16 protein-coding genes are annotated in these 21,445 nt (G+C 61.6%); 14 read left to right on the plus strand and 2 right to left on the minus strand.

The genetic code is table 11. The features are described 5' to 3' along the window. The first annotated feature begins 291 nt into the window (after positions 1-291). The 7 genes from ASILVAE211_RS26230 to ASILVAE211_RS24660 all read left to right on the plus strand — a co-directional run bounded on the left by ASILVAE211_RS26230 (position 292) and on the right by ASILVAE211_RS24660 (position 7,563). Positions 292-414 (plus strand): hypothetical protein, encoded by a 123-nt coding sequence (locus ASILVAE211_RS26230; protein WP_264479102.1) that lies wholly within the window; start codon positions 292-294, stop codon positions 412-414. Between the two features lie 9 nt (positions 415-423). After that, on the plus strand, positions 424-1,446 hold the full coding sequence (locus ASILVAE211_RS24635) for an LLM class flavin-dependent oxidoreductase (protein ID WP_227324018.1): 1,023 nt from the start codon (positions 424-426) through the stop codon (positions 1,444-1,446). Positions 1,447-1,453: 7 nt separating this feature from the next. Then, positions 1,454-3,562, plus strand: a complete 2,109-nt coding sequence (locus tag ASILVAE211_RS24640) for a glycosyltransferase family 2 protein (protein WP_227324019.1) — start codon at positions 1,454-1,456, stop codon at positions 3,560-3,562. A 156-nt stretch (positions 3,563-3,718) separates the two neighbouring features. Next, on the plus strand, positions 3,719-4,594 hold the full coding sequence (locus tag ASILVAE211_RS24645) for an ABC transporter permease (protein ID WP_227324020.1): 876 nt from the start codon (positions 3,719-3,721) through the stop codon (positions 4,592-4,594). 4 nt (positions 4,595-4,598) lie between these two features. Continuing rightward, a complete protein-coding gene (locus tag ASILVAE211_RS24650; RefSeq protein WP_227324021.1) occupies positions 4,599-5,387 on the plus strand; it encodes an ABC transporter ATP-binding protein in 789 nt (262 codons plus the stop codon). A 167-nt stretch (positions 5,388-5,554) separates the two neighbouring features. Next, positions 5,555-6,340, plus strand: coding sequence for a class I SAM-dependent methyltransferase (locus tag ASILVAE211_RS24655; RefSeq protein ID WP_227324022.1), 786 nt, complete (start codon positions 5,555-5,557; stop codon positions 6,338-6,340). A gap of 110 nt (positions 6,341-6,450) precedes the next feature. After that, positions 6,451-7,563: a glycosyltransferase family 61 protein gene (locus ASILVAE211_RS24660; RefSeq protein ID WP_227324023.1), complete on the plus strand. Its 1,113-nt coding sequence runs from the start codon at positions 6,451-6,453 to the stop codon at positions 7,561-7,563. Positions 7,564-7,615: 52 nt separating this feature from the next. Here the strand turns inward: ASILVAE211_RS24660 and ASILVAE211_RS24665 are convergent, their stop codons facing one another. Both ASILVAE211_RS24665 and ASILVAE211_RS24670 read right to left on the minus strand, forming a co-directional pair. Then, a complete protein-coding gene (locus ASILVAE211_RS24665) occupies positions 7,616-11,353 on the minus strand; it encodes a rhamnan synthesis F family protein (RefSeq protein WP_227324024.1) in 3,738 nt (1,245 codons plus the stop codon). An 83-nt stretch (positions 11,354-11,436) separates the two neighbouring features. Beyond that, positions 11,437-12,411, minus strand: a complete 975-nt coding sequence (locus ASILVAE211_RS24670; RefSeq protein ID WP_227324025.1) for an NAD-dependent epimerase/dehydratase family protein — start codon at positions 12,409-12,411, stop codon at positions 11,437-11,439. A gap of 295 nt (positions 12,412-12,706) precedes the next feature. On the opposite strand from ASILVAE211_RS24670, the gene ASILVAE211_RS24675 reads away from it, so the two are divergent. Genes ASILVAE211_RS24675 through ASILVAE211_RS24705 form a run of 7 tightly spaced genes read left to right on the plus strand, consistent with a single transcriptional unit; the run spans position 12,707 to position 21,400 of the window. Beyond that, a complete protein-coding gene (locus ASILVAE211_RS24675) occupies positions 12,707-15,163 on the plus strand; it encodes a hypothetical protein (RefSeq protein WP_227324026.1) in 2,457 nt (818 codons plus the stop codon). Between the two features lie 5 nt (positions 15,164-15,168). Next, the gene (locus ASILVAE211_RS24680; protein ID WP_227324027.1) at positions 15,169-16,647 is read left to right on the plus strand and encodes a UbiA family prenyltransferase; all 1,479 of its coding nucleotides are present in this window, start codon (positions 15,169-15,171) and stop codon (positions 16,645-16,647) included. A gap of 2 nt (positions 16,648-16,649) precedes the next feature. Beyond that, a complete protein-coding gene (locus ASILVAE211_RS24685) occupies positions 16,650-17,990 on the plus strand; it encodes an FAD-binding oxidoreductase (RefSeq protein WP_227324028.1) in 1,341 nt (446 codons plus the stop codon). Positions 17,991-17,994: 4 nt separating this feature from the next. Then, positions 17,995-18,756 carry an SDR family NAD(P)-dependent oxidoreductase gene (locus ASILVAE211_RS24690; protein ID WP_227324029.1) on the plus strand — a complete coding sequence of 254 codons (762 nt, stop codon included), beginning with the start codon at positions 17,995-17,997 and terminating at the stop codon, positions 18,754-18,756. Continuing rightward, positions 18,756-19,685: an NAD-dependent epimerase/dehydratase family protein gene (locus ASILVAE211_RS24695; RefSeq protein WP_227324030.1), complete on the plus strand. Its 930-nt coding sequence runs from the start codon at positions 18,756-18,758 to the stop codon at positions 19,683-19,685. The genes ASILVAE211_RS24690 and ASILVAE211_RS24695 overlap by 1 nt, the downstream gene beginning before the upstream one ends. A 12-nt stretch (positions 19,686-19,697) precedes the next feature. Beyond that, positions 19,698-20,978 carry an NAD(P)/FAD-dependent oxidoreductase gene (locus ASILVAE211_RS24700; RefSeq protein WP_227324031.1) on the plus strand — a complete coding sequence of 427 codons (1,281 nt, stop codon included), beginning with the start codon at positions 19,698-19,700 and terminating at the stop codon, positions 20,976-20,978. Further along, positions 20,975-21,400 (plus strand): GtrA family protein, encoded by a 426-nt coding sequence (locus ASILVAE211_RS24705; RefSeq protein WP_227324032.1) that lies wholly within the window; start codon positions 20,975-20,977, stop codon positions 21,398-21,400. Before ASILVAE211_RS24700 ends, ASILVAE211_RS24705 begins: the two co-directional genes overlap by 4 nt. Positions 21,401-21,445 lie beyond the last annotated feature (45 nt).

Raw genomic sequence — 21,445 nt, forward strand, 5'->3', positions numbered from 1 at the left:
ACAGGGTCTTTAAACTCTGCGATCTCAGCGTCTCCGCCAGAACCGCACCCCGTCGGTGAGCGGCGTTCTAGGCCCGCCCCCCTCCCCTGTCAACGCGGAAATTTCAAACGGATGACAGCGGAAAATTTAGATAAAATCCAATTAAATCAATATTTTAATAAAAAAACTCCGAAATAGACCGTCATCGTGGTGCAAAAAACGATATGCATGCGCCTCATGCAAAATTGTAACCCACCATCCCCTGGACAATCCGCCCCATCATAAGGCCCGAATTTTTTCGCTGATGTGGTCTTGAACAATCTCGACCGGCCTGAAAACCCAACCATATCCGGCCCAAAGCCCGGCACCGGCCACATCGCCGCCAAGGCCCCCGACCGCCATATCTTCTTCCTGAGCGGACAATCCATCGGCTAGGCTTCGCCCATGAAAAAGATCGGCTTTCTGTCCTTCGGGCATTGGACCCCCTCCCCTCAGTCGCAGACGCGACTGGCGGCCGACGCGCTCTTGCAGTCGATCGATCTTGCCGTCGCGGCGGAACAGCTCGGGGCTGATGGCGCCTATTTCCGCGTGCATCACTTCGCGCGCCAATTGGCCGCGCCCTTCCCCCTGCTGGCCGCCGTCGGCGCAAGAACCCAGCGGATCGAAATCGGCACCGCTGTCATCGATATGCGCTACGAGAACCCTCTCTATATGGCGGAAGACGCCGGTTCGGCGGATCTCATCGCCGGCGGACGTCTGCAGCTCGGCCTCAGCCGCGGCTCCCCGGAGCAGGTCATCGATGGCTGGCGCTATTTCGGCTATCAGCCGGCGGAGGGTGAAACCGACCAGGATATGGCCCGCCGCCATACCGAGGTCTTTTTGAGCACGCTGCAGGGCAAGGGCTTCGCCCAGCCCAATCCGCGCCCCATGTTCCCCAATCCGCCCGGCCTTCTGCGCCTGGAACCCCATGCCGAAGGCCTGCGGGAACGTATCTGGTGGGGCGCCGGGTCCAATGCGACCGCCGTCTGGGCCGCCGAGCAGGGTCTGAACCTGCAAAGCTCGACGCTGAAGGATGACGAGACCGGCGAACCCTTCCATATCCAGCAGGCCAAGCAGATCCGGGCCTTTAGGGAGGCCTGGGCGGCTACCGGCCACACCCGCACGCCGCGCGTCTCCGTCAGCCGCAGCATCTTCGCCATCGCCAATGACCATGACCGCGCCTATTTCGGCCGCAGCGGTGACAGCGAGGATCAGGTTGGCTTCATCGACGACAAGACCCGGGCCATTTTCGGCCGCAGCTACGCCGCCGAGCCGGACAAGCTGATCGAGCAGCTGCGGCAGGACGAGGCGATCACGGAAGCGGATACGCTGCTGCTGACCGTGCCCAACCAGCTGGGCGTCGCCTATAATGCCCATGTCATCGAGGCGATTTTGACCCATATCGCGCCGGCCCTCGGCTGGCGCTGAGGCTGAGATGCCCGAAGACCGCAGCCTGCCCGCCGGTGTCCGGCCGCATCCGCAGCGCCATATCCTGCCCGTGGATGGGGAAGAGGTCGTTCAGATCCGCGCGCGCGTCGCGGCACTTGAGCAAGCGCTCGATCATAGTCGGGAAGCCGAACGCGTAACGGCCATCGAACGCGACGCTCTTCTGGCCTCATTCTCCTGGCGGGCCATGGCCCCGGTGCGGCGGCTGACCGATGCCTGGCGGAATTTGCGGAAGCCGGCCCCCGTCGCAGTTGCGCCGCCGCCGGTCCCCGAACTGCCGCCCGGCCTGGATTACGGTCGCTGGCTGCGGGACTACCACAGCCTGTCGGGCGATGACCGGGCGGCGATCTTGGCGCATATCGACGGGCTGCCCGCGCGGCCGACCATCGCCATCGTCATCCCGATTGATCAGGAGACTGTGCGTTTTCTGCCGGCAACCGTTCTATCCATCCGGGCGCAGCTTTATGCCCATTGGGAGATTTGCATTGCCGGGACGGCCTCATCCCTCGACCAAGCCAGGTCCCTGACGCCGAAAGATGCGACAGGGATCCGCTATATCCTAAGCCGAGGCAGCAGCGCGGCATTCGCGGCGGCATTGCCGCAGATCGGCAGCGATTTCGTCACGCTGATGGCTCCGGGCGATCGTCTGGCCGATGAGGCCTTGTATGAAGTCGCTGCCACCCTGAACGACTATCCCGACAGCGATCTGATCTATACCGACGAGGATTGCATAAACGCGGCCGGGCGGCGATTTGCACCCGCGTTCAAATCCGCCTGGAATATCGACCTGCATCTGGGCCAGAATCTGACGGGTCGCCTGACGGTCTATCGCCGCTCTCTGTTGCAGCGGTTCAATGGAACGGCCTTGGCCGGAGAGCACGATCTGGCCCTGGCCGTCGCGTCCACCAGCCTGCCCTCCCGCATCCGGCATATCCCGTCCGTTCTCTATCATCGCCTGATGCCGGACGGACCCGCACCGGGTCTGTTCGACCCGATGCAGCCGCCGGCCTGGACGCAAGCCTCGCGGACAGCGGCCGAGACCTATCTCACTGGGAAGGGCCTGTCCGGGCGGGCCGAGCTTCTAGAATGGTCCGGCGCGGCGGCGGCCGGCGCGGAGGCGTCCGGCGCGGCGGCGGCCGGCGCGGAGGCGTCCGGCGCGGCGGCGTCCGGCGCGGCAACCCGCTTGCAACTGCGTTGGCCGCTGCCCGATCCAGCACCGCGCGTCAGCCTGATTTTGCCGACGCGCGACAACCACGCCCTTTTGGCGCGCTGCGCGGCGGGGCTGCTGCATCGCACGGATTATCCCGATATCGAGCTGATCATTATCGATAATGACAGCCGGCAAGCCGATACGCTCGACCTGCTCAGCCGCTTGCAGCAGGACCGGCGCGTGCGGGTTCTGCCCTATCGCGCGCCCTTCAACTATTCCGCCATCAACAATATGGCGGTCGCTCAGGCGACCGGAGATGTCATTCTTCTGATCAATGATGATATCGATGTCATCGACGGCGGCTGGCTGCGGGAGATGGTGGCGCTGGCATCGCGCCCCGATATCGGCGCGGTCGGCGCCAAACTGTTCTATGGCGACGGCCGCATTCAGCATGCCGGCGTCATCCTGGGCGTCGGCCAGCATAATGGCCGCGGCGGCATTGCCGGCCATTTCGGCCATGGCACCGATGGCAACGAGCCAGGGTATCTGGATCAATACGCGCTGACGCGGGAGGTCTCGGCCGTCACCGCCGCCTGCATGGCCCTGCGGCGGGAGGTTTTTACCGCTGTTGGCGGTTTCGACGCCGAGCATCTGCCCATCGCTTATAACGACGTGGATCTCTGCCTGCGCATCCGAGCGCAAGGGTTGCGCGTGGTCTGGACGCCCTTCGCGACACTCTTCCATCTTGAATCCCAGTCGCGGGGCCGCGACATGACGCCGGAACAGCTGGCGCGCGCGGCGCGCGAGGCCACCTATATGCGCGACCGCTGGGACCATGAGCTGAACCATGATCCCTTCTACAATCCGAATTTCGATTGGGATTACCCAATGCAGCGCCTGGCGGAGCCGCCGCGACGCCCCAAGCCCTGGCGGGCCGCCGCCCCTTGAACGCACCACAACCGGGCGTTTTGCCCCGATAAAACCCTGCTCTGATCACGCTATGTCACAGCGCCCCCGCCTGGCGAACTAGGGCTTTGGCGCTGCTCGGGCATCACTTCAGATGGGTTGTGTGGGACGGCCCGAATCGACTAATAGGCGTCGCTTATGGACCTTGTTAAGCAATCTGATGTCTCGACTTCACAGGATGAAGAGACAGAATTCGCGATTGACCTGCGTCATGGCCTGGGTCTGATTGCACGGCACCGTATGGCGTGCGGGGACGTCGCCAAAGGCTTCGGATTGTGGCGGCTGGCGCTGACGCTCAGCTGGCTTGATATCCGCCTCCGCTATCGCGGGTCCATCCTCGGTCCTTTCTGGCTGACCCTGTCGACCGCCCTGATGATCGGCTCGCTCGGTTTCTTGTATGCGTTTCTGTTTCATACGCCGATCCGGGACTATCTGCCCTTTCTGAGCCTTTCGCTGATTCTATGGACCTTCATCGCCACGATCATTTCCGAGGGCTGCACGGTCTTCGTCTCGGCCGAGGGGATGATCCGCTCCATGCGCATCCCCTTCTCCGTCTATCTGGGGCAGCTGCTGGCGCGGAATATCCTGATCCTTGGGCATAATGTCGTCGTCATCGTCGTCGTCTTCCTGGCCTTTCAGGTGCCGGTATCCTTCGCGGCCTTTGCTGCCATTCCAGCATTCTTAATCTGGATGGTGGATGGCATCGCCACAGCGCTGCTGCTGGGCGCCATCTGCGCGCGTTTCCGCGATATTCCGCCGATCATCGGCAGCATCATGCAGATCGCTTTCTATGTCAGCGCCGTGATGTTCAAGCCTGAATTCCTGGGCAAGCGCGGCTGGTTTCTGCTCTATGATCCGTTCTTCACGCTGCTGCAGATCGTGCGCCAACCCTTGCTCGGCAGCATTCCAGGCTATGCGACCTATCTGAGCGCCATTGGCTTCTCAATCGCGCTTTGCGCGTTGACCTGGTACACCTTCCTTCGCGTACGTCATCGTATCGCGTTCTGGATTTAAAACGATGGCCGCAAGCATCGACGTTCAAAATCTGCAGATCGATTTTCCGCTTTATCATGGGCAATCGCGCAGCCTCAAAAAGACCCTGCTGAACAAGGCCAAGGGCTCCTCTCGCGTAGAGGAGAACAGCCAGCACAAGACCGTGATCAAGGCGGTGCGGGATATCAGTTTCTCGCTCCGTGCCGGTGAGCGTCTCGGCATCGTCGGCCATAACGGCGCCGGCAAGACGACGCTGCTGCGGGCGCTGGCGGGCGTCTACGAACCCGTCGGCGGGCGCGTGCAGATTCGCGGCTCGCTCAATGCCATGCTTGATCCTGGCCAGGGCATGAATATGGAACTGACCGGACGCGAGAATGTGGCCCTGCGCGGGCGGTTTCACCGCATGAACCAGCAGGAAATCGAGCACCTCCAGGAAGATGTGCGAAACTTCGCCGAACTGGGTGACTTTTTCGATCTGCCCGTCCGCACCTATAGTTCAGGCATGATCGTCCGGCTGGCCTTCGCCATGGCAACCGCCTTCCGTCCGGAAGTGCTGCTAATGGACGAATGGTTTCTGGCGGGCGACGCCTCCTTCCGCTCCAAGGCGCAGGAACGGCTGGAAAGCCTGGTGCGCGGCGCTGACATTCTGGTGCTCTCGACCCATATCAATGAGATCGTCCGGTCCTGGTGCACCCGCGTCATCTGGATGGAAGACGGCCGCATCCGGGCCGATGGCCCGGCCGGCGAGGTTTTAGACGCTTTCGCGGGTGGCAAGACTGATCAATCCCTGTTCCCCGAGACTGTTCTCAGCTGACGACTGCCTACCGGCCAAGCTTTACTGCACTATGGCCGGTAGGCAGTCGTCAGCCGTTTTGGTCGAACCGATTTCCACGGCTAACGCTTGCAGAGCCTAGTGTGCCGATGAAAGGCCACCTGCCCTGACAACTTAGTGACGTCGGCGGCGCCGAAGGGCGAGGCGTCTTGACTTGGGAACCGCAGCGGGCGCTGATAGTTGCTTACTGTCATGCATCGGGAGACAAGTCTTTGATTTCTCGGCCAGATGTTCTCAATGGTATTTTGCGTCTTTTCCGCCAAGCCCATTATCTTGAAGTCGGGGTGAACAGGGGCGAAACATTTTTACAAATCAACGCAGAGCGCAAAGTCGCCGTTGATCCCAAATTTCTGTTTTCTCTCGAAGATGCTCACAAGCAGCACACGAAAAGCACATTTCACGAAGTCACGAGCGACCTTTACTTTTCGGAGCGGATCAAGCCCGGCGAAAAATTCCAGCTCATCTATCTGGACGGCCTACATACTTTCGAACAAACGCTTCGGGATTTTGTCAATGCAACGCATTGCCTGTCCGAGGACGGCGTGATCGTCATTGATGATGTCATCCCAAGTTCCTATCAGGCTGCCATGCCGGACCAGCACGACGCATTCAGGGTCAAGGCTTTTACCGGTGACCCCGATAATTCCTGGATGGGTGACACCTATAAGCTTGTGTTCTTCATCCATACTTTTTTCCCGGACTACAATCTACGCACGGTGGCGAATAATCACGGCCAGTCGGTTGTCTGGCGCCGTCCAATGGCGCGCAGCGATTTCCATCCCTATACGGTGGCCGAGATTGCTGGTTTGGAATTCCTTGACGTCATCAGGACACCGGAAGTCTTTCACAAGATGGACTTCGACTCGATTTACGATGAGTTGGCCGCAGAGCGCGCATCGGTGGCGGCTTCCAGTTCCACGGGCAGTTCATCCTAATCTTCAATAATCGTGGTAGGTAATTGATGTCTCCGCCCAGCATAGTGAATGGCATCCGGCGCCTGTTTCGCCCACAAGGCGAGGCTTTGCCCGAAGGGCAGCCTGAAACAGTGGCTCCTCCGATTCTGAACCGGCAAAAGCTGGATAGCCTGGGCGCCGAGCGCATCCGACTGGCAAAGAGCGCCTCGATCCTCACGGTTAATGCGACGCGGTATAATAATATTGGCGAGTTCGATGCGGCATTCGGTCTGCACTATGAGCGTGATCTGTATGCGGCACGGCAGGCGCAGATCAGACCCATCGATCTCGTCAAACTTGAAGACAGCATAATCTACCCCGACGTTGATTATGTAGTTACGGCCAATGGCGGCATTGCCGTGGACGAGCAGATGCCGCCCTGGATGCCAGCCGGCACGGTGACGCCGGATGCCATGCTCGCCGCAGAGCCCAGCGAAGAGATTACGCCAGAAACCGTCATCATCGCTCGTTTCGGCGTCGGCACCTGGGGCCATTGGCTGGGTGAATTGCTGCCGAAACTGGTGATGGTGGAAGCAGCTTTCCCTGGACGCTTTCACTACGCTGTCCCCGCGGAATATCTGAATAAAGGCCCCGAGCACGATCCGTGGAAGACGTTTCGGCAATCGCTTGCCGCCTATGGCATTGCCAATGACCGTGTGGCTTGGCTCAGGACCGGCCGGAGCTACAGGCTGCGCAATGCCTGGGCGGTCACCCCGGTCTGGTCGGACCATCTGCTGCACCCGCGTGCGGCGGAAGCGATGCGTTGCGGCATCAAGATACATACCGATCTGGGTCTGGAGACCAATAAAATCGCCCTGCTCCGTCAGAGCAATGCCGCCCGCAGCCTGACGAACGCGACCGAAATAGACGCCGTTCTACAGAAAAACGGCTTCAGTATGCAGGATATCGCAGCGCTCGATTTCATCGATCAGGTCGCCGTGTTCCGGCGTGCCGATGGGCTGTTCAGCACGCTCGGGTCCGGACTGACGGGCCTCATCTATTCGCCCACCGGCGTCCGCGTCACCAGCGTGGCACCGTCTTTGTTCGGCGACCGGTTCTTCTACGCCATGATACAGGACCGGCAGGGCCTTTACGCCGATGTCCGCGGCCCGATTGTCGATCGTAACGAGGCCATACCGCACCGCTCATCCTTCTCGATCGACCCTGAGCGCCTTCAGTTAGGCCTGGATTCGCTCGCCCCGTAAGGCACCGTTCGGCCCGGACAAGGATCTGTCATGATCCTTGTCCGGCAGAGCATCAGCGATAGCAGCCTTCTACCATCGTCGCGGCATAGCGATAGCCTGCCTTAGCGGCAGAAAATGGCAGAAGCCGCTCCAGGGCATGCAGCATGCTGCCGTCGATCGGCAAAGGTTCCGGCGGAAAATCATCCCAGCCGATGCCGAGCTGCTGGAGAGACTGTAAAGCAGCCGGGCGTGCCCAGAACATCGTCCCGATCGGAAAGTCAAAATGATTCGGCAGCGGCTTGGCCAAGCCCATTCGGCTAGCCAGATCATCGGCGATGTCGCGGTTCTTGTCCCAGGCATTCAGATGCGGATCTTCCGGAAAGACGAGACCCAGCGCGGGATCGGTCACCATGGCCGCAAGGATGGTGTCCATCATCGCCCATTCGCCGCCGACGAGATTTTCCCAGGCGAAATTCCGCCAGGCAGCGCCGACGGTAACATCGACATGAGGGCTGCGCTTGCCGTGAACATGACCGACCAGATCATAATTCGCGAAATGCTCCACCCCGAATGACGTCAACATCGGCGCGATGTCGCGGCCACGATTGGGCGCGATCGTTATCGTTGCGTTTGCAAATTTCATGCGCGCCAAAATCGACTTCAATTCAGCGGCAGCGTCATCGCTGGTGGTCGTCAAAATCAGGTCCGGCATGGTGCGGTTACGGCGCAGCCTGACGATAAAATCCTCAAGCAATTCCGGGTAATGAAAATGCCCGTGCACCGCGACGCGCAAGCCAGCCGGTGCCGCCGCCGTGCTGGCCGTCGGCCGAATGATCTGATGCTGCCACGGACCACTTGGCCGGCCGGCGCGCAGATAATGAACCAGGGGGTCTTCTCCGGCCTTCTCATCAAAGCTGCTGCACCGTTCGGCATAGATCATGGGGTGGAACCCCTCCAACGGCCGGCGTACCAGATGCCCGGTATCCGGCCGTCCGCGTGGAGCCGCCAGATGCGAGCCGTGCAGGTAATGCGCGATGGCCTCTGTGCGGGTCATCGTCGCCACGCGCGACCCGAGATAAAGGCGGGCGTTAAAATTGTCTTCGTGAGAAAGCGTTTCTGCATCCAGGATGGCCTGCTTGTGTGCAGCCACCCCGGCCAAACCGCAGCGATCCAGACTCTCGACATAGCGCGCCATATCGAAATGTTCGGCGGCAATGGCGCGCATACCTTGGGCCAGGGCCGCCAGCCTTGCCTGATCGGCCGACAGTGCCAGAACCAGACTGGCCGCCGCTTCGACGTCCATATAGGGAACCACCAGATCGCGCGTTGCCGGCGAGGTGACCAGAATCTCGGCGCAGCCGCTGGCCTGATCGAAGCAGATGACGGGAATGCCGTGCAGCGCGGCATCGATCGTGACATTGGGCAGCGGGTCGAGGCGCGACGACAGGAAGAAAAGATCCGCGCGCTCATAGACGGCAGCAAGGTCTTCGAATTCGCCTGCGAATGCGAAGGCCGTGGTAATGCCGGATCGCTTGATCTGTTCCTTGAGCGATTCGAGATAAGGCTCGTCGAACCAATAGGCGTCGCCGATCCACAGGAACTGGATCGCACGAGCAGGATTCTCGCGCTGTACCCGTGCTGCGGCGGCAATAAAGAACTCGACACCTTTGCGCGTGGTAATGGTGCCGATGCCGACGACCAGCAATGACCCGTCATCGCCCGGCAGAGGGGCGATATCCTTCATCGGGATCTTGCGCTGCTCACCGGTCGCGACCTGACCGCCGGGCGGCAGTTTCGATGCGCCCTGGGGCAATACCTCGAACTCACGGGCGCGCAGGATGTGATAGTCCGCAAGCGCCGATTCGGCGACGACATGCGCCGAAAAGACAACTTTCGATGCGCTCTCGAACAGCCCGTGCATGGCACCCAGCGGACGGACCGAGCTTGAGAATTCATGGATCAGCGCGACGGTCGGCACGCCGGCACGCTCGAAGGACGGCACGAAGTAGCGACTCTCGATGCTATTGGCGATGACATAGACCGGCGCGTAACGCTGGATCAAAGCCGCTGCCAGCGCATCCGTCTGCGCATCGTGAAAGACGAAATTGCCCGGCAGCGTCACCATGCCATCGGACTGCTCGTCCAAGGCCTCGGCGATCGGGCCGGTTTTGCGCAGCAGAACAACCACATTGTAGCGCTTCTTCAATTCACCGATGATATTCCAGCCGAGGATAGGAGCGCCGGTGCGGGTCGCCTCATGCACGATGACGACGACTGTCTGGCGATCGCTCCGCAGACGGTCCGTCGGCATGTCGAGCGTGGAGGCGGCTGAAATGGCCTCACGCCCCTCGCGACGGCCACTGGCTACGTAATGCAACAGCAGGTTGGCGACTTGCCCGACAAGATCAGGATTGCGCGCCTTATAGAAGACCGGGTCGAATGAGGTCGATGGAGCCAGGCCCAAAGCTTCGCCCTGCTGCAGATAATGCTCGATCGGGCTAATGCCCATCGCTTTCGCCGCATCGGTCCCGGCATAGAAGGCTTCATCGAACAAGCCGCTCTGCGCGATGACGCCGATGGCTTCCGGTCCTTTTTCGGTCACGAGCACGGCAGCCAAAGACGGCTCGGCCGGCCGGCCGCGCAGCCGGGCAGATAGTTTCTTGGCGGCCCGCAAGGGCCGCGTGACTTTCCAGGATGTCGAGACTTGTAGGGTTTGAACGGCAGCACTCAACTCATGCGCCAGCCGCTCATTGGTGGCTGCCGCCTGACGCGCGGCATTCAGCTCCGCGTTATGTTCGTCAAGAACGGCCATACGTTGACGTTCTGCCGCTGACAACTGGCGTTCCGCCGCCACAAGCCGCTGCTGCACAGCGCGAACGTCGCCGGCGCGAATGTCCAGCTCTTTGCTGAGTTCATCGACACGGTGCGTGGTCTTGGCCCGTTCCGCTTCCAGATTTGCCGCATGTTTTTTGTAGTCATCCAGAGACTGGCTGATGACCGCCTGCACCTGCTGTAGATTTGCGCGCTCATTCTCCAGGTTTTTTGCGTGCTGCGTCAGTTCCCTTGCCTGCTCGCCAATTACCCAGCGCGCGCCAAGCTGGGACAGGCGTTCCCGAATAGCGGCCGCCGCTTCAGGCGGGCTCGCGCAAAGATCCAACACTGCACGCGGCACATCGCTGCCCACCGCAAGGACACCCAAACCATGCGCATGCAGAAATTCGAAGGAAGGGTAACGCTGACGCAGTTCCTCCCATAGCTTCCAGACACCGAAATCGCCTTCGCGTACGTTGGTATCGTGAAACAGGATGACGCCTTTGGCCGAGAGCTTCGGCAACCAGGTCTCAAAGTCATTCTTGACGGCGTCATAGGTATGCAAGCCGTCGATATGCAGTAAATCGATGGAACCATCTGAGAAATACGGCAATGCCTTGTCAAATCTCATGCGCAGCATTTCGGCAAAAGCCGCATAGCGGGCCTGAACGAAGGTCGCCAGGTTTGCGAAAACCTCCTCGCCATACCAGCCGGCCTGTTCGTCCCCTTCCCAGGAATCGACAGCATAGCACCGCCCCGGCAGCGCGTTGCGCTGCATGGCCTCACAAAAGGCCGCGAAGGACACGCCGTTATGCGTGCCCAGTTCCACAACGGAGACGGGCTGAAGCGCCGATATGATCCAATGGGCGAAAGGCACGTGCCCCCACCAGGCGCTCATCGCGCCGATGCGAGACGGCGTCCAGAACACGCTGTCCAGAGCGGACTCTGCCAGGACATCGCTAAGCGGGTGGGCGGATCCGGCGTCGCTGTCAAAGTTCATCGAAGGTGTTTTTCCGGCATTAAATGAAATACGGCTCGAATCACTACTCAGGCACGCGTCATGGCCCTGCGTGTGAACGCGTGTCAGACAGACCTATGAGTATCACCACGAAAATTCGCGATTGTCATAGCAATGCCGTTGGAGAAAGACACGACAGGGCGCCATCCCAGGATCTGTCGGGCCAAGGTGGTGTCGAGAACGCTGGTTGGCACGTCGAAGGAACGATGTTCGACACGCCGCACATCCAGATCGCGACCCAACTGCGACGCAAGCTCATCAATCAGGCTGTTGAGGCTGACGCCACCGCCGCTGCCGATATTGAATGTCCTCGGCCCTTCCGTCTGGGGGGCCAAGGCCAGTGCCACCAAGCCGCGTGCCACATCCGAGACGTGGATATAGTCACGCGTCACCGTGCCGTCGCCCCAAATTTCGATCGGCGCGCCCGCCAGCGCTTTCTGGATGAAAATCGTCACGGCCCCCTGCCCGCGCCCGGCATTCTGCTCAGCGCCGAAAGCATTGGAAATCCGCGCTATCCGGCAGTCCAGGCCATAGAGAGCATTGTATTGATTGGCATAAAGTTCCACCGCTGCCTTGCCCACGCCATAGGCAGTGATCGGGTGCAGCGGGTGATCCTCGGCCACCGGAATCTGCCTCAGACGGCCGTAAACCGTGCCGCCTGAGGACGCAAAGACCAGCCGGGGCGCTGCGGCACCTTGCCGCCGCATGGCATCCAGCAGGCGCAGCGTCGGGACGACATTATCGGCCAGGTCTCGCGCGGGATCGGCATTGGCACTGGCGGGCAGAGAGCTCCAGGCATAGTGATGGATGACGGCCACCCCCGCGATGAGCTGGTCCCAATCGGCATCCGCCAGGCTGAAAGCGCGATAGTCGATACGGCCCGGCAGGCCCAGCGATGAAAGGCCGATCGGCGGCACACGCCCTGCCACCACGACGTCAATGCCACGGCTCGCAAGCTCCCGCGCCACGGCCCGGCCGATGAAGCCGCAGCCGCCGAGGATAAGGTGATAGCCGGATTTTGTCATAGCGAACTCAGACATGATCAAGTCAGCAGCAGAGACTGTGCTTCGCATTAAGGCTTGGCCATTGCAATGGCAGAGCCTGGCCCTGGGGCACAGCCGCCAAAACCCGCACCGCCGCAGAGGGCCGCTGCCTTATCATGCATCGACACGCGGAGCCGCGCCGGCTGTTTCATGCCGGATTGCAGAATCGGGAAGAGGCGCGGACAAGGGAAAAACTGCGCTCGCTTGCCCTGGCATCCAAGAAAAATCTGAATTAACAACGCTGAGAGGCGGTTGCCGCTCCCATTTAAAAGCCCGCGAGGAAGAGTGCATTTTGGATATCGAGCAGCGCCCGGACCACACTGCCAACCAGCGTAGCCTGGCAAATGCTGCGGCCGCGGACAGCCCGGCGACGCGCGCAACGACAGCGGGGCTGACTGGCCAACTCAGTAACCTGGCCGCCGCAGTGTTGGCGGTGATGATTCTGCTCGCCAGTGCCGCCGTCTATATTCCATTCGCGCCATCCCTGCCGGCGGCCAATCTCGATGACGGATGGCGGTTCGGCATCAATGTGGCCATCGCCAAGCACCTGATTTTCGGCAAGGACCTCATTTTCACATTCGGTCCTTACGGCTCCGTCTATACCCGGCAATTCTTCCCGGCGACCGATCCGATCATGCTGACCGGCGGCACGCTGATCGCGGTCGCCATTACGCTCGTGCTCATCAGTCTTTCCCAAGGCTATATGAGGCTGGTGGCTCTCGCACTGCCTTTGTTCCTGCTGCTGGTGCCGTCCGACACGCAGTTCTTCGCGCTGCCGCTGCTGTCTCTGATGCTGGTCTATCGACTGGCGACACCGCGCTCGGCGGACAGACGGGCGCCGTCCGCTCTTCTCATCAAGGCAGCCTGGCTGCTGACTGTCCCGACGTTGGGCATGTTTCCGCTCATCAAAGGCACCTTCGGCATCTGCGCTGACGTCGCCGTTTTATTCACCTTCCTGTTGCTGATCAGCCGGCGCCGTTTTGGCCTCGCCATTGCCACGGCCGTGCTGTTCCTTCTGAGCTTGGCCGCCTTCTGGGTCGCCGCAGGCCAGCCCATACGGTTTTTGCCTGGGTTCTTCATCGCACAGGCCCCGATCATCACCGGCTATACAAATGCGATGTCGATGATGGGGCCGCCACGGCAGCTCATTCTGTTCATCATCTGCTGCCTGCCGCTTTGGATTCTCGGCAATAGCCGCTCTTTTGCCAAAATCGATGCTGGCCTGGTCCTCGCGATCGGCTCCGCGATGATTCTGTTCCTGGCCTTTAAGGAAGGATTTGTCGGTTCTGGCAACGCGTCCATCGCAAGCGGCGTTCTGTGCGTCGCGGGCCTGGCTTTCGTGATGGGCCAGCAAACCCGCCTCTCAACTGGTGCCTGCGCGATGGGCGTGATTGGCTATCTGACGATCACGCATGTACCCTTGAACCCGGTGCGGGTCGCCCGTTCTATCGTCTGGCAATTGAAGGATGTCGCCTCCGCTTTTGAAGAACGGGTGAACAACCCCGTTCTCCTGGCAGAAAAATATACGGCGACACTCGGCGGCATTCGCGTCGCGCATCCGCTGCCGGCGATTTCCGGGACAGCCGATATCTACGCTTATGACCAGACTGTGCTTCTGGCTCATGGCGTGAACTGGGATCCGCGCCCGATCATCCAGAGCTATTCCGCCTATACGCCGAAGCTGGCGGCGGAAAACGCCGCCCATCTCACTGGGCCTGATGCGCCGGACAATATCTTTTTCGCCGTCCAGACGATCAACAACAGGGTGCCGGCTTTGGACGATGGCTTGTCCTGGCCGATCTTGCTCTCGGACTATCGGATAACGGGACTCTACGGCGACTACGCCCTGCTGCAGCACCAAACGGCGACCGGGACAATATCGATGGCTCCGCTGACCTCGGGCACCTATACGACCGACAGCACGATCGCGCTGCCGGAAAAGGCACCCTACGTCTGGGCCCAGCTCGATATCCAAGAGACCTTACTCGGCAAGCTTCTCGGCCTTGTGTTCAAACCACCAGCCTTGACCATGACCTACACCTTTCCCGATGGACATCAGCAGGACTTTCGCTATGTCGCCGCCATGGGCCAAAGTGGCTTTCTGCTGTCACCGCTGGTGGAAACCACGACGGATTTCATGGCTCTGGCTATGCCCGAAGGACGCGAATACTTTTCCGGTCGCGGACCATCGCATATCCGCCTGACGGCAGCCTTCGGCGGTGGCCTCTTCTGGCATACACGGTTTTCGCTGAAATTGTCGGGTATCACCTTTCCGGCTCAGCCCTTGGTCGGGCAGATTCTTCTCAAACCGCTAACGCCCGTCGCGCCCGCTCCGGTGCAATATCCCGAAACGTCGTCCTGTTCAGTTGACGTCATCAACGGGACACCGATCGAGCATTTGCCCGTCAAGGTTCATAATTTCCTCGATATCGTTGGCTGGGCCGCGATTTCCACCGACCAGGGCCTGCCCGCGGATCGGGTGACGGTGACGGTGACCAATCCGGACGGCACCGAAACCAATGCGCCAGCCATGTCCCAGCAGCCCCGGCCAGATGTGGCGCAAGCTTTCAGACACCCGGCGCTTGCCAATAGCGGCTTCAGTCTCAAGACCGAGTTGCCCAGCACGCCCGGCCTTTATACTTTGACGATCAATCCATCCCGCGACGGCAAGACCTGGTCCTGCAGCACGCGCATTCCCCTGCAGGTCATGGGATCAGAGACAGGCGGCAGCGACCGGACGGTGCATTGATGGGCATGGACAATTTCACTGAGGATCATGCATCGCTGCACGCACGCGCGGCCGGCGCCCAGGATCTGCCGCTCGTCGTCGATCTGGACGGCACGCTGCTGCTGGACGACTCCCTGCATGAGCAGATCATCAAGGCGTTCTTCCTCAACCCGCTTGGCCTGATCGCCTGCCTGCTGCACCTGCGCGCCGGCAAGCTGGCCTTCAAACAGGCCTTGGCGAAGCGCTTTCCCCTCGACGTCACACGCATTCCGCTGAACGAGGCGTTTGTCACCTGGCTGCGGGTTCAGTTGGACCATGGCCGGGTGCTGCATCTCTGCACCGCCTCGCATCAAAGCATTGCCGACGGAATCGCCGCCCGGCTGGGCTTTTTCGCCTCCTGCATCGGCAGCGATACCGCCAATCTGAAGGGTCCGAATAAAGCCGCTTATCTGGCGCAGACCTTCCCGGACGGTTTCGCCTATGCCGGCGACAGCGCGGCAGATCTGGCGGTCTGGCAAAAATCGCAGCGGCTTGTCCTTGTCGGCGCCAAGCCGGGCGTTGCGGCAGCGGCGCAGGCGCTCGGCAAGCCGATCGAAGCAACATTTCCGCGGCAGGCCGCGACGTTCAAGGATTGGGTCCGCGCCATCCGGGTGCATCACTGGTCCAAGAACGTGCTGGTTTTCCTGCCCCTCGTCCTGGGCCATGACTGGCGCGACTTCGCCTCGGTGGCCTGGGTCATCGCCGGGTTCTGCGTCCTGCTGATGATGATTTCCTCCACCTATCTGATCAATGACCTCGCCGATCTGGAAAGCGACCGGGCGCATTGGTCCAAGCGCAACCGGCCGATCCCGGCCGGGCGGATCGCCATCATGCCGGCCTTTTTGGCCGGCTGCGGCGGTATCCTGGCCGCGCTCTGCATCAGCTTCCTGATCCAGCCGGCCTTCGGCACCGCATTGCTCGCCTATCTGGTCATTACGCTGGCCTATTCCTTCGGCCTGAAGCAGCTGCCGCTGCTGGACACCTTCATCATCGCCCTGCTCTTCACGCTGCGCCTGGTCATGGGCACCGCCCTGGCCAATCAGGTCTATTCGGAATGGCTGCTCGCCTTCTCCATGCTGTTCTTCTTCTCGCTGGCCGCCGCCAAGCGGCAGACGGAGCTGCTACGCTCCATCCAGAGCGGCAAGACCGCGGCGCGCGGCTATCGCGCGGATGACCTGATCCTGAACGCCATCTTCGGCATCTCAACCGGCATCAGTTCGCTGATTATCCTCGCCCTCTATTTCGCGCAGGATTTCGCGCTGAATTTCACCACCCATCCGGTGATCTACCATCGTCCGGGCTTCCTCTGGGTGATGCCGCTCTTCGTCGGCATCCTGATGGGCCGGGTCTGGCTGCTGGCGCAGCGTGGCGAGATGCAGGACGATCCGGTCAGTTTCGTGCTGACCGACCGCGCCATGCTGGGCCTGGGCGCCGTTGCCGCCATCTGCTTCGTCCTGGCCGTCTGACCATGCTACCACCGTCCTTTCACGAGACACAGGCGCTGCGGTCCTGGGGCCGCGTCACGCAGCCGCGCCAGTTCGTCCAAAAGCCTGCCTGGCTGAACCAGGCCGCCGCCGCCGTGACCGCTCTCGACCATGACGGCAGCGTGTTGCCGGTCGGGCTCGGCCGTTCCTACGGCGATACCGCGCTCAACCCGGATGGCGGCGTGGTCGTGACCTCCGCGCTCGACCGCCTCATCGATTTCGACGCCGCGACCGGGGTGATTCACGCGGAAGCGGGCATTTCGCTTGGCAGCCTACTGGCCTTTCTGATCCCGCGTGGCTTCTTCCTGCCCGTGACACCAGGGTCGCAATTCGTGACGCTCGGCGGCGCGATCGCGAATGACGTGCATGGCAAGAATCATCACGAGGCCGGCACCTTCGGCTGCTGGGTCGAGGAGATCACGCTCGCTCGCAGCGACGGCACCATTCAGCAGCTTCAGCCTGGCCGCAATGACGGGTTTTTCGCCGCGACGATTGGAGGCCTAGGCCTGACCGGCATGATCCTTTCGGCCCGATTCAAAGCGATTCCCATCCGCAGCAGCCTGGTCGAGACCGAGACCATCCCCTTCGCCAATCTCGCCGAATTCTTTGCCATCGCGCAGGAAAGCGAAACCAGCTGGCCTTATACTGTCTCCTGGATCGATTGTTTCGGGTCGCGCGGGGCGGGGCGGGGCCTGTTCTCCCGAGCCAGACATGTCCTGTCCGGGGAGTTACGAGCCGAGGCGGATGCCACCCGCGTCTCCATTCCTTTCGAGGCGCCCGGCATACTGCTGTCCAAGCCGGTGTTGCAGGCCTTCAATGCCCTTTACTACACGGCCGGCAAACGGCACCGGGGCACGCGCAAGACCTCGTACAAGCCCTTCTTCTATCCGCTGGACGCTATCGGCCAATGGAATCTGCTCTATGGACGCCAGGGTCTGTACCAATATCAGAGCGTCGTGCCGCCAGCGGCTGGGCCGGAGGCAACTGCCGAAATGCTGCGCCAGATTGCGGCGGCCGGTCAGGGCTCCTTCCTCGCCGTGCTGAAGACCTTCGGGCCGCGCCCTTCCCCGGGCATGCTGTCCTTTCCGCAGGAAGGCACCACTTTGGCGCTCGATTTTCCCAATCGCGGCGAATCGACCCTGGCTTTGCTGGCCAGGCTGGACGATATCGTGCGGGCAGCCGGCGGCCGGCTTTATCCGGCCAAGGACGGCCGCATGAGCGGCGATCTGTTCCGGGCCGGCTATCCGCGCCTCGCGGAATTCGAGCCCCATGTCGATCCGAAATTCTCCTCGGCGTTCTGGCGCCGTGTCAAAACAGCAGGGTAGCAACGTGAGCCAGACGAGCAAAACAGTCCTCATTCTGGGCGCCAGTTCGGCCGTGGCCGAGGCGACCGCGCGGCTTTATGCGGCGGAAGGCGCGCGTCTTCTGCTGGTCGGGCGCAAGGCAGAGCAGCTGGAGGTGATCGCCGCCGACCTGAAAGTGCGCGGCGCGGCTGTCGCCGACATTGCGCTCTGCGATCTCGGGAACGTCACGCCCGCCTCCGTCGCTGAAAACGTCGCGGTCTGGACCGAGCGCCTGGGCGGGGTCATCGACGATATCCTGATCGCCTATGGCGTGCTCGGCGAGCAGAGCCGTGCGGAGACCGATCTGGCAGATGCGGCCGCGGTCATGCAGGTCAATTTTACCTCGGCCGCTTTGTGGTGTTTGGCGGTGGCCGGACAGCTGGAACAGCAGCGCGCCGGCACGCTGGTGGTGCTGGGTTCGGTCGCGGGCGATCGCGGCCGGCAGAGCAATTATCTATATGGCGCCACCAAAGCCGGCCTGGATAAGCTGGTGCAGGGCATCGCCCATCGCCTGAGCAAGGTCGGCGCGCGCGCGGTCATCGTCAAACCGGGTCCGATCGACACGCCCATGACGGCCGGGATGAAAAAGGGTGGACCGATGTGGTCGACCCCACAGGCCGTCGCCGCCATCGTGCGGCGCGCGGCCGATCGCGGCGGCGTTACCGTCTATGCGCCCAAGCGCTGGAAATTCATCATGCTGATCATTCGCTTTTTGCCGGATGCCATCTTTCACCGGTCGTCGCTTTAATGCCCCGTATTGTCATCACGGGTGCGGCCGGACTGATCGGCCAGAATCTGATCGCGCGGCTGGCGGCCAAGCCCGGCTATACGGTCGTCGGCATCGACAAGCATCCGGAAAACACGGCGATCCTGCGCAAGCTTCACCCGGGCGTCGAGGTCATCGAGGCCGATCTGGCGCAGCCCGGCGCCTGGTCCGCCAGCTTTGCCGGCGCCGACGCGGTGATCGTCAATCAGGCGCAGATCGGCGGATTGTTCCGGGACGAGTTCGTCGCCAATAACATCAAGGCGACCGAAAACATCCTGGCGGCGGCGGCAGAGTTCAATGTCCCCTATGTCGTGGGCATGAGTTCCTCGGTCGTCAATTCCAAGGCGCAGGATCTTTATTCGGAAACCAAGCGCCTGCAGGAAGCGCTGTTTGATGCCTGCGCCATTCCACATGTGGTGCTGCGCCCGACGCTGATGTTCGGCTGGTTCGACCGCAAGCATCTGGGCTGGCTGCGCCGCTTCATGGACCGGATGCCGGTCTTTCCGATTCCGGGGCGGGGCAATTTCATCCGGCAGCCGCTTTATGCCGGCGACATGGCCGCGATCATCGCATCCTGCGTCGAAAGCCGGCCGACCGGCACCTATGACATCTCCGGCCAGGAGCGCATTACCTATGGCGCGCTGATCCGGCTGATCCACGATACGGTCTCGCCCAAGGCCCGCATCGTCCATATTCCCTATCGCTTGTTCTGGCTGCTGCTGTGGTTTTACGCGAAATTCAACAGCAACCCGCCCTTTACCACCACGCAGCTGGAAGCGCTCGTCATCCCGGAGACCTTCCCGGTCATCGACTGGCCTGGCATCTTCAACGTCCCCGCCACCCCCCTGGCAGAGGCAATGCGGGAGACCTTCCTCGATCCCCGCTACGCCCAGATTACCCTGTCATTCTAAGGAAATTCTGATATGCGCGTGCTGGTTCTGGGGGCTGGGGCTATGGGTCTGGCGGCGGCGCTGCGGGCCGCACAGCTGGGCCATGAGGTCGATCTGGTGGAAGCGGACGCGAAGGCCGGCGGTATGGCCGCGCATTTCGACTTCGCCGGTATTTCCATCGAGCGCTTCTACCATTTCGTCTGCAAGTCGGACGCGACGACCTTCGGGCTGATGGAGGAGCTTGGCATCGGCGACAAGATGCGCTGGACGCCCACGTCCATGGGTTACTACATGGGCGGCGCCGTGCACGACTGGGGCACGCCGCTGTCGCTGCTGAAATTCCCGCATCTCGATTGGATTTCCAAGTTCCGCTACGGGCTGCAGATGTTCCTGTCCACGAAGCGGACGGACTGGACCGATCTCGACAAGATCACAGTGCGGGAATGGGTGGAGCGCGGCGCCGGCAAGCGCGCCTATGACGTGCTGTGGCGCAAGCTGCTGGAGCTGAAATTCTTCGAATTCGCCGATGACGTGTCGGCCGCCTGGATCTGGACGCGCGTCAAGCGCGTCGGCACCTCGCGGAAATCGATGATGCAGGAAGAGCTCGGCTATATCGAAGGCGGGTCGGAGACCTTGGTCAAGGCCATGGTCAGTGCCTTCACGGCGCTCGGCGGCCGCCTGCATCTGGCGACGCCTGTGCAGCAAGTCCTGACCGAAAACGGCAAGGTCACTGGCGTTCTGGCGGGTGGCCAGACCTTCCCGGCGGACGCCGTGATTTCAACCGTGCCGGCCCCACTGGTGCCGAGCCTGGTGCCGGACCTGCCGGACACCAGCAAGGCCGCCTATAGCGCCATTCCCAATATCGGCGTCGTTTGCGTCATGCTGCGGCTGAAGCGTCAGGTCTCCAAGCATTTCTGGGTCAATATCGTGGACCCGGCGATCGACATTCCCGGCTTCATCGAATTCAGCAATCTGCGGCCGGTCGATGCCCATATCGTCTATGTCCCCTATTATATGCCGGTGACCCATCAAAAATGGGCCTGGGCCGACGAGCAATTCGTGACGGAAGCCTTCGGCTATCTGCGCCGCGTCAATCCGGCGCTGACGGAGGCAGATCTGCTGGACGGCACGGTCGGGCGCTTGAAATATGCCCAGCCGGTCTGCGGCCCGCGGTTTCTGGAGACGCTGCCGGCCATCCAGACGCCCATCGCCGGGCTTCAGGCCGCCGATACCTGCTATTACTACCCGGAAGATCGCGGCATTTCCGAAAGCGTGCGGATTGGTCGGATCATGGCTGAGGCGGTGCCGGCGTGAAGCGACTGCGCGCCTTGCGGGCGAGTGAATTCGTCCGCTTCATCGTCACCGGCGGCTGCGCGGCCTGCGTCAATATTTTGGTCCGCATTCCGCTGGGCCTGGTGATGTCGTACAGCGCCTCGATCATCGTCGCCTATCTGATCGGCATGACGACGGCTTTTCTTCTCGCGAAGCTCTTCGTCTTTCAGAAATCAGAGCGCGCGTCCCATGCCGAGTTCGCGCGCTTCGCCATCGTCAATCTGGTGGCGCTGTTACAGGTCTGGCTGGTCAGCCTGGGGCTTAAGGATCGCGTCTTTCCGTGGTTCGGCTTCACCTGGCACGCGGAACTTGTGGCCCATGCCATCGGCGTCGCGAGCCCGGTGGTGACCAGCTATTACGGCCACAAGCTGTTCACCTTCAAGGCGAAGAACGTTTCCGTCTGAAGCGGCTCGAACGCGAGCACCCGGCGCATTGTTATGCGTCGGTTG

Origin of the sequence: Acidisoma silvae, assembly GCF_020618775.1 — a bacterium.
GTDB lineage: Bacteria > Pseudomonadota > Alphaproteobacteria > Acetobacterales > Acetobacteraceae > Acidisoma > Acidisoma silvae.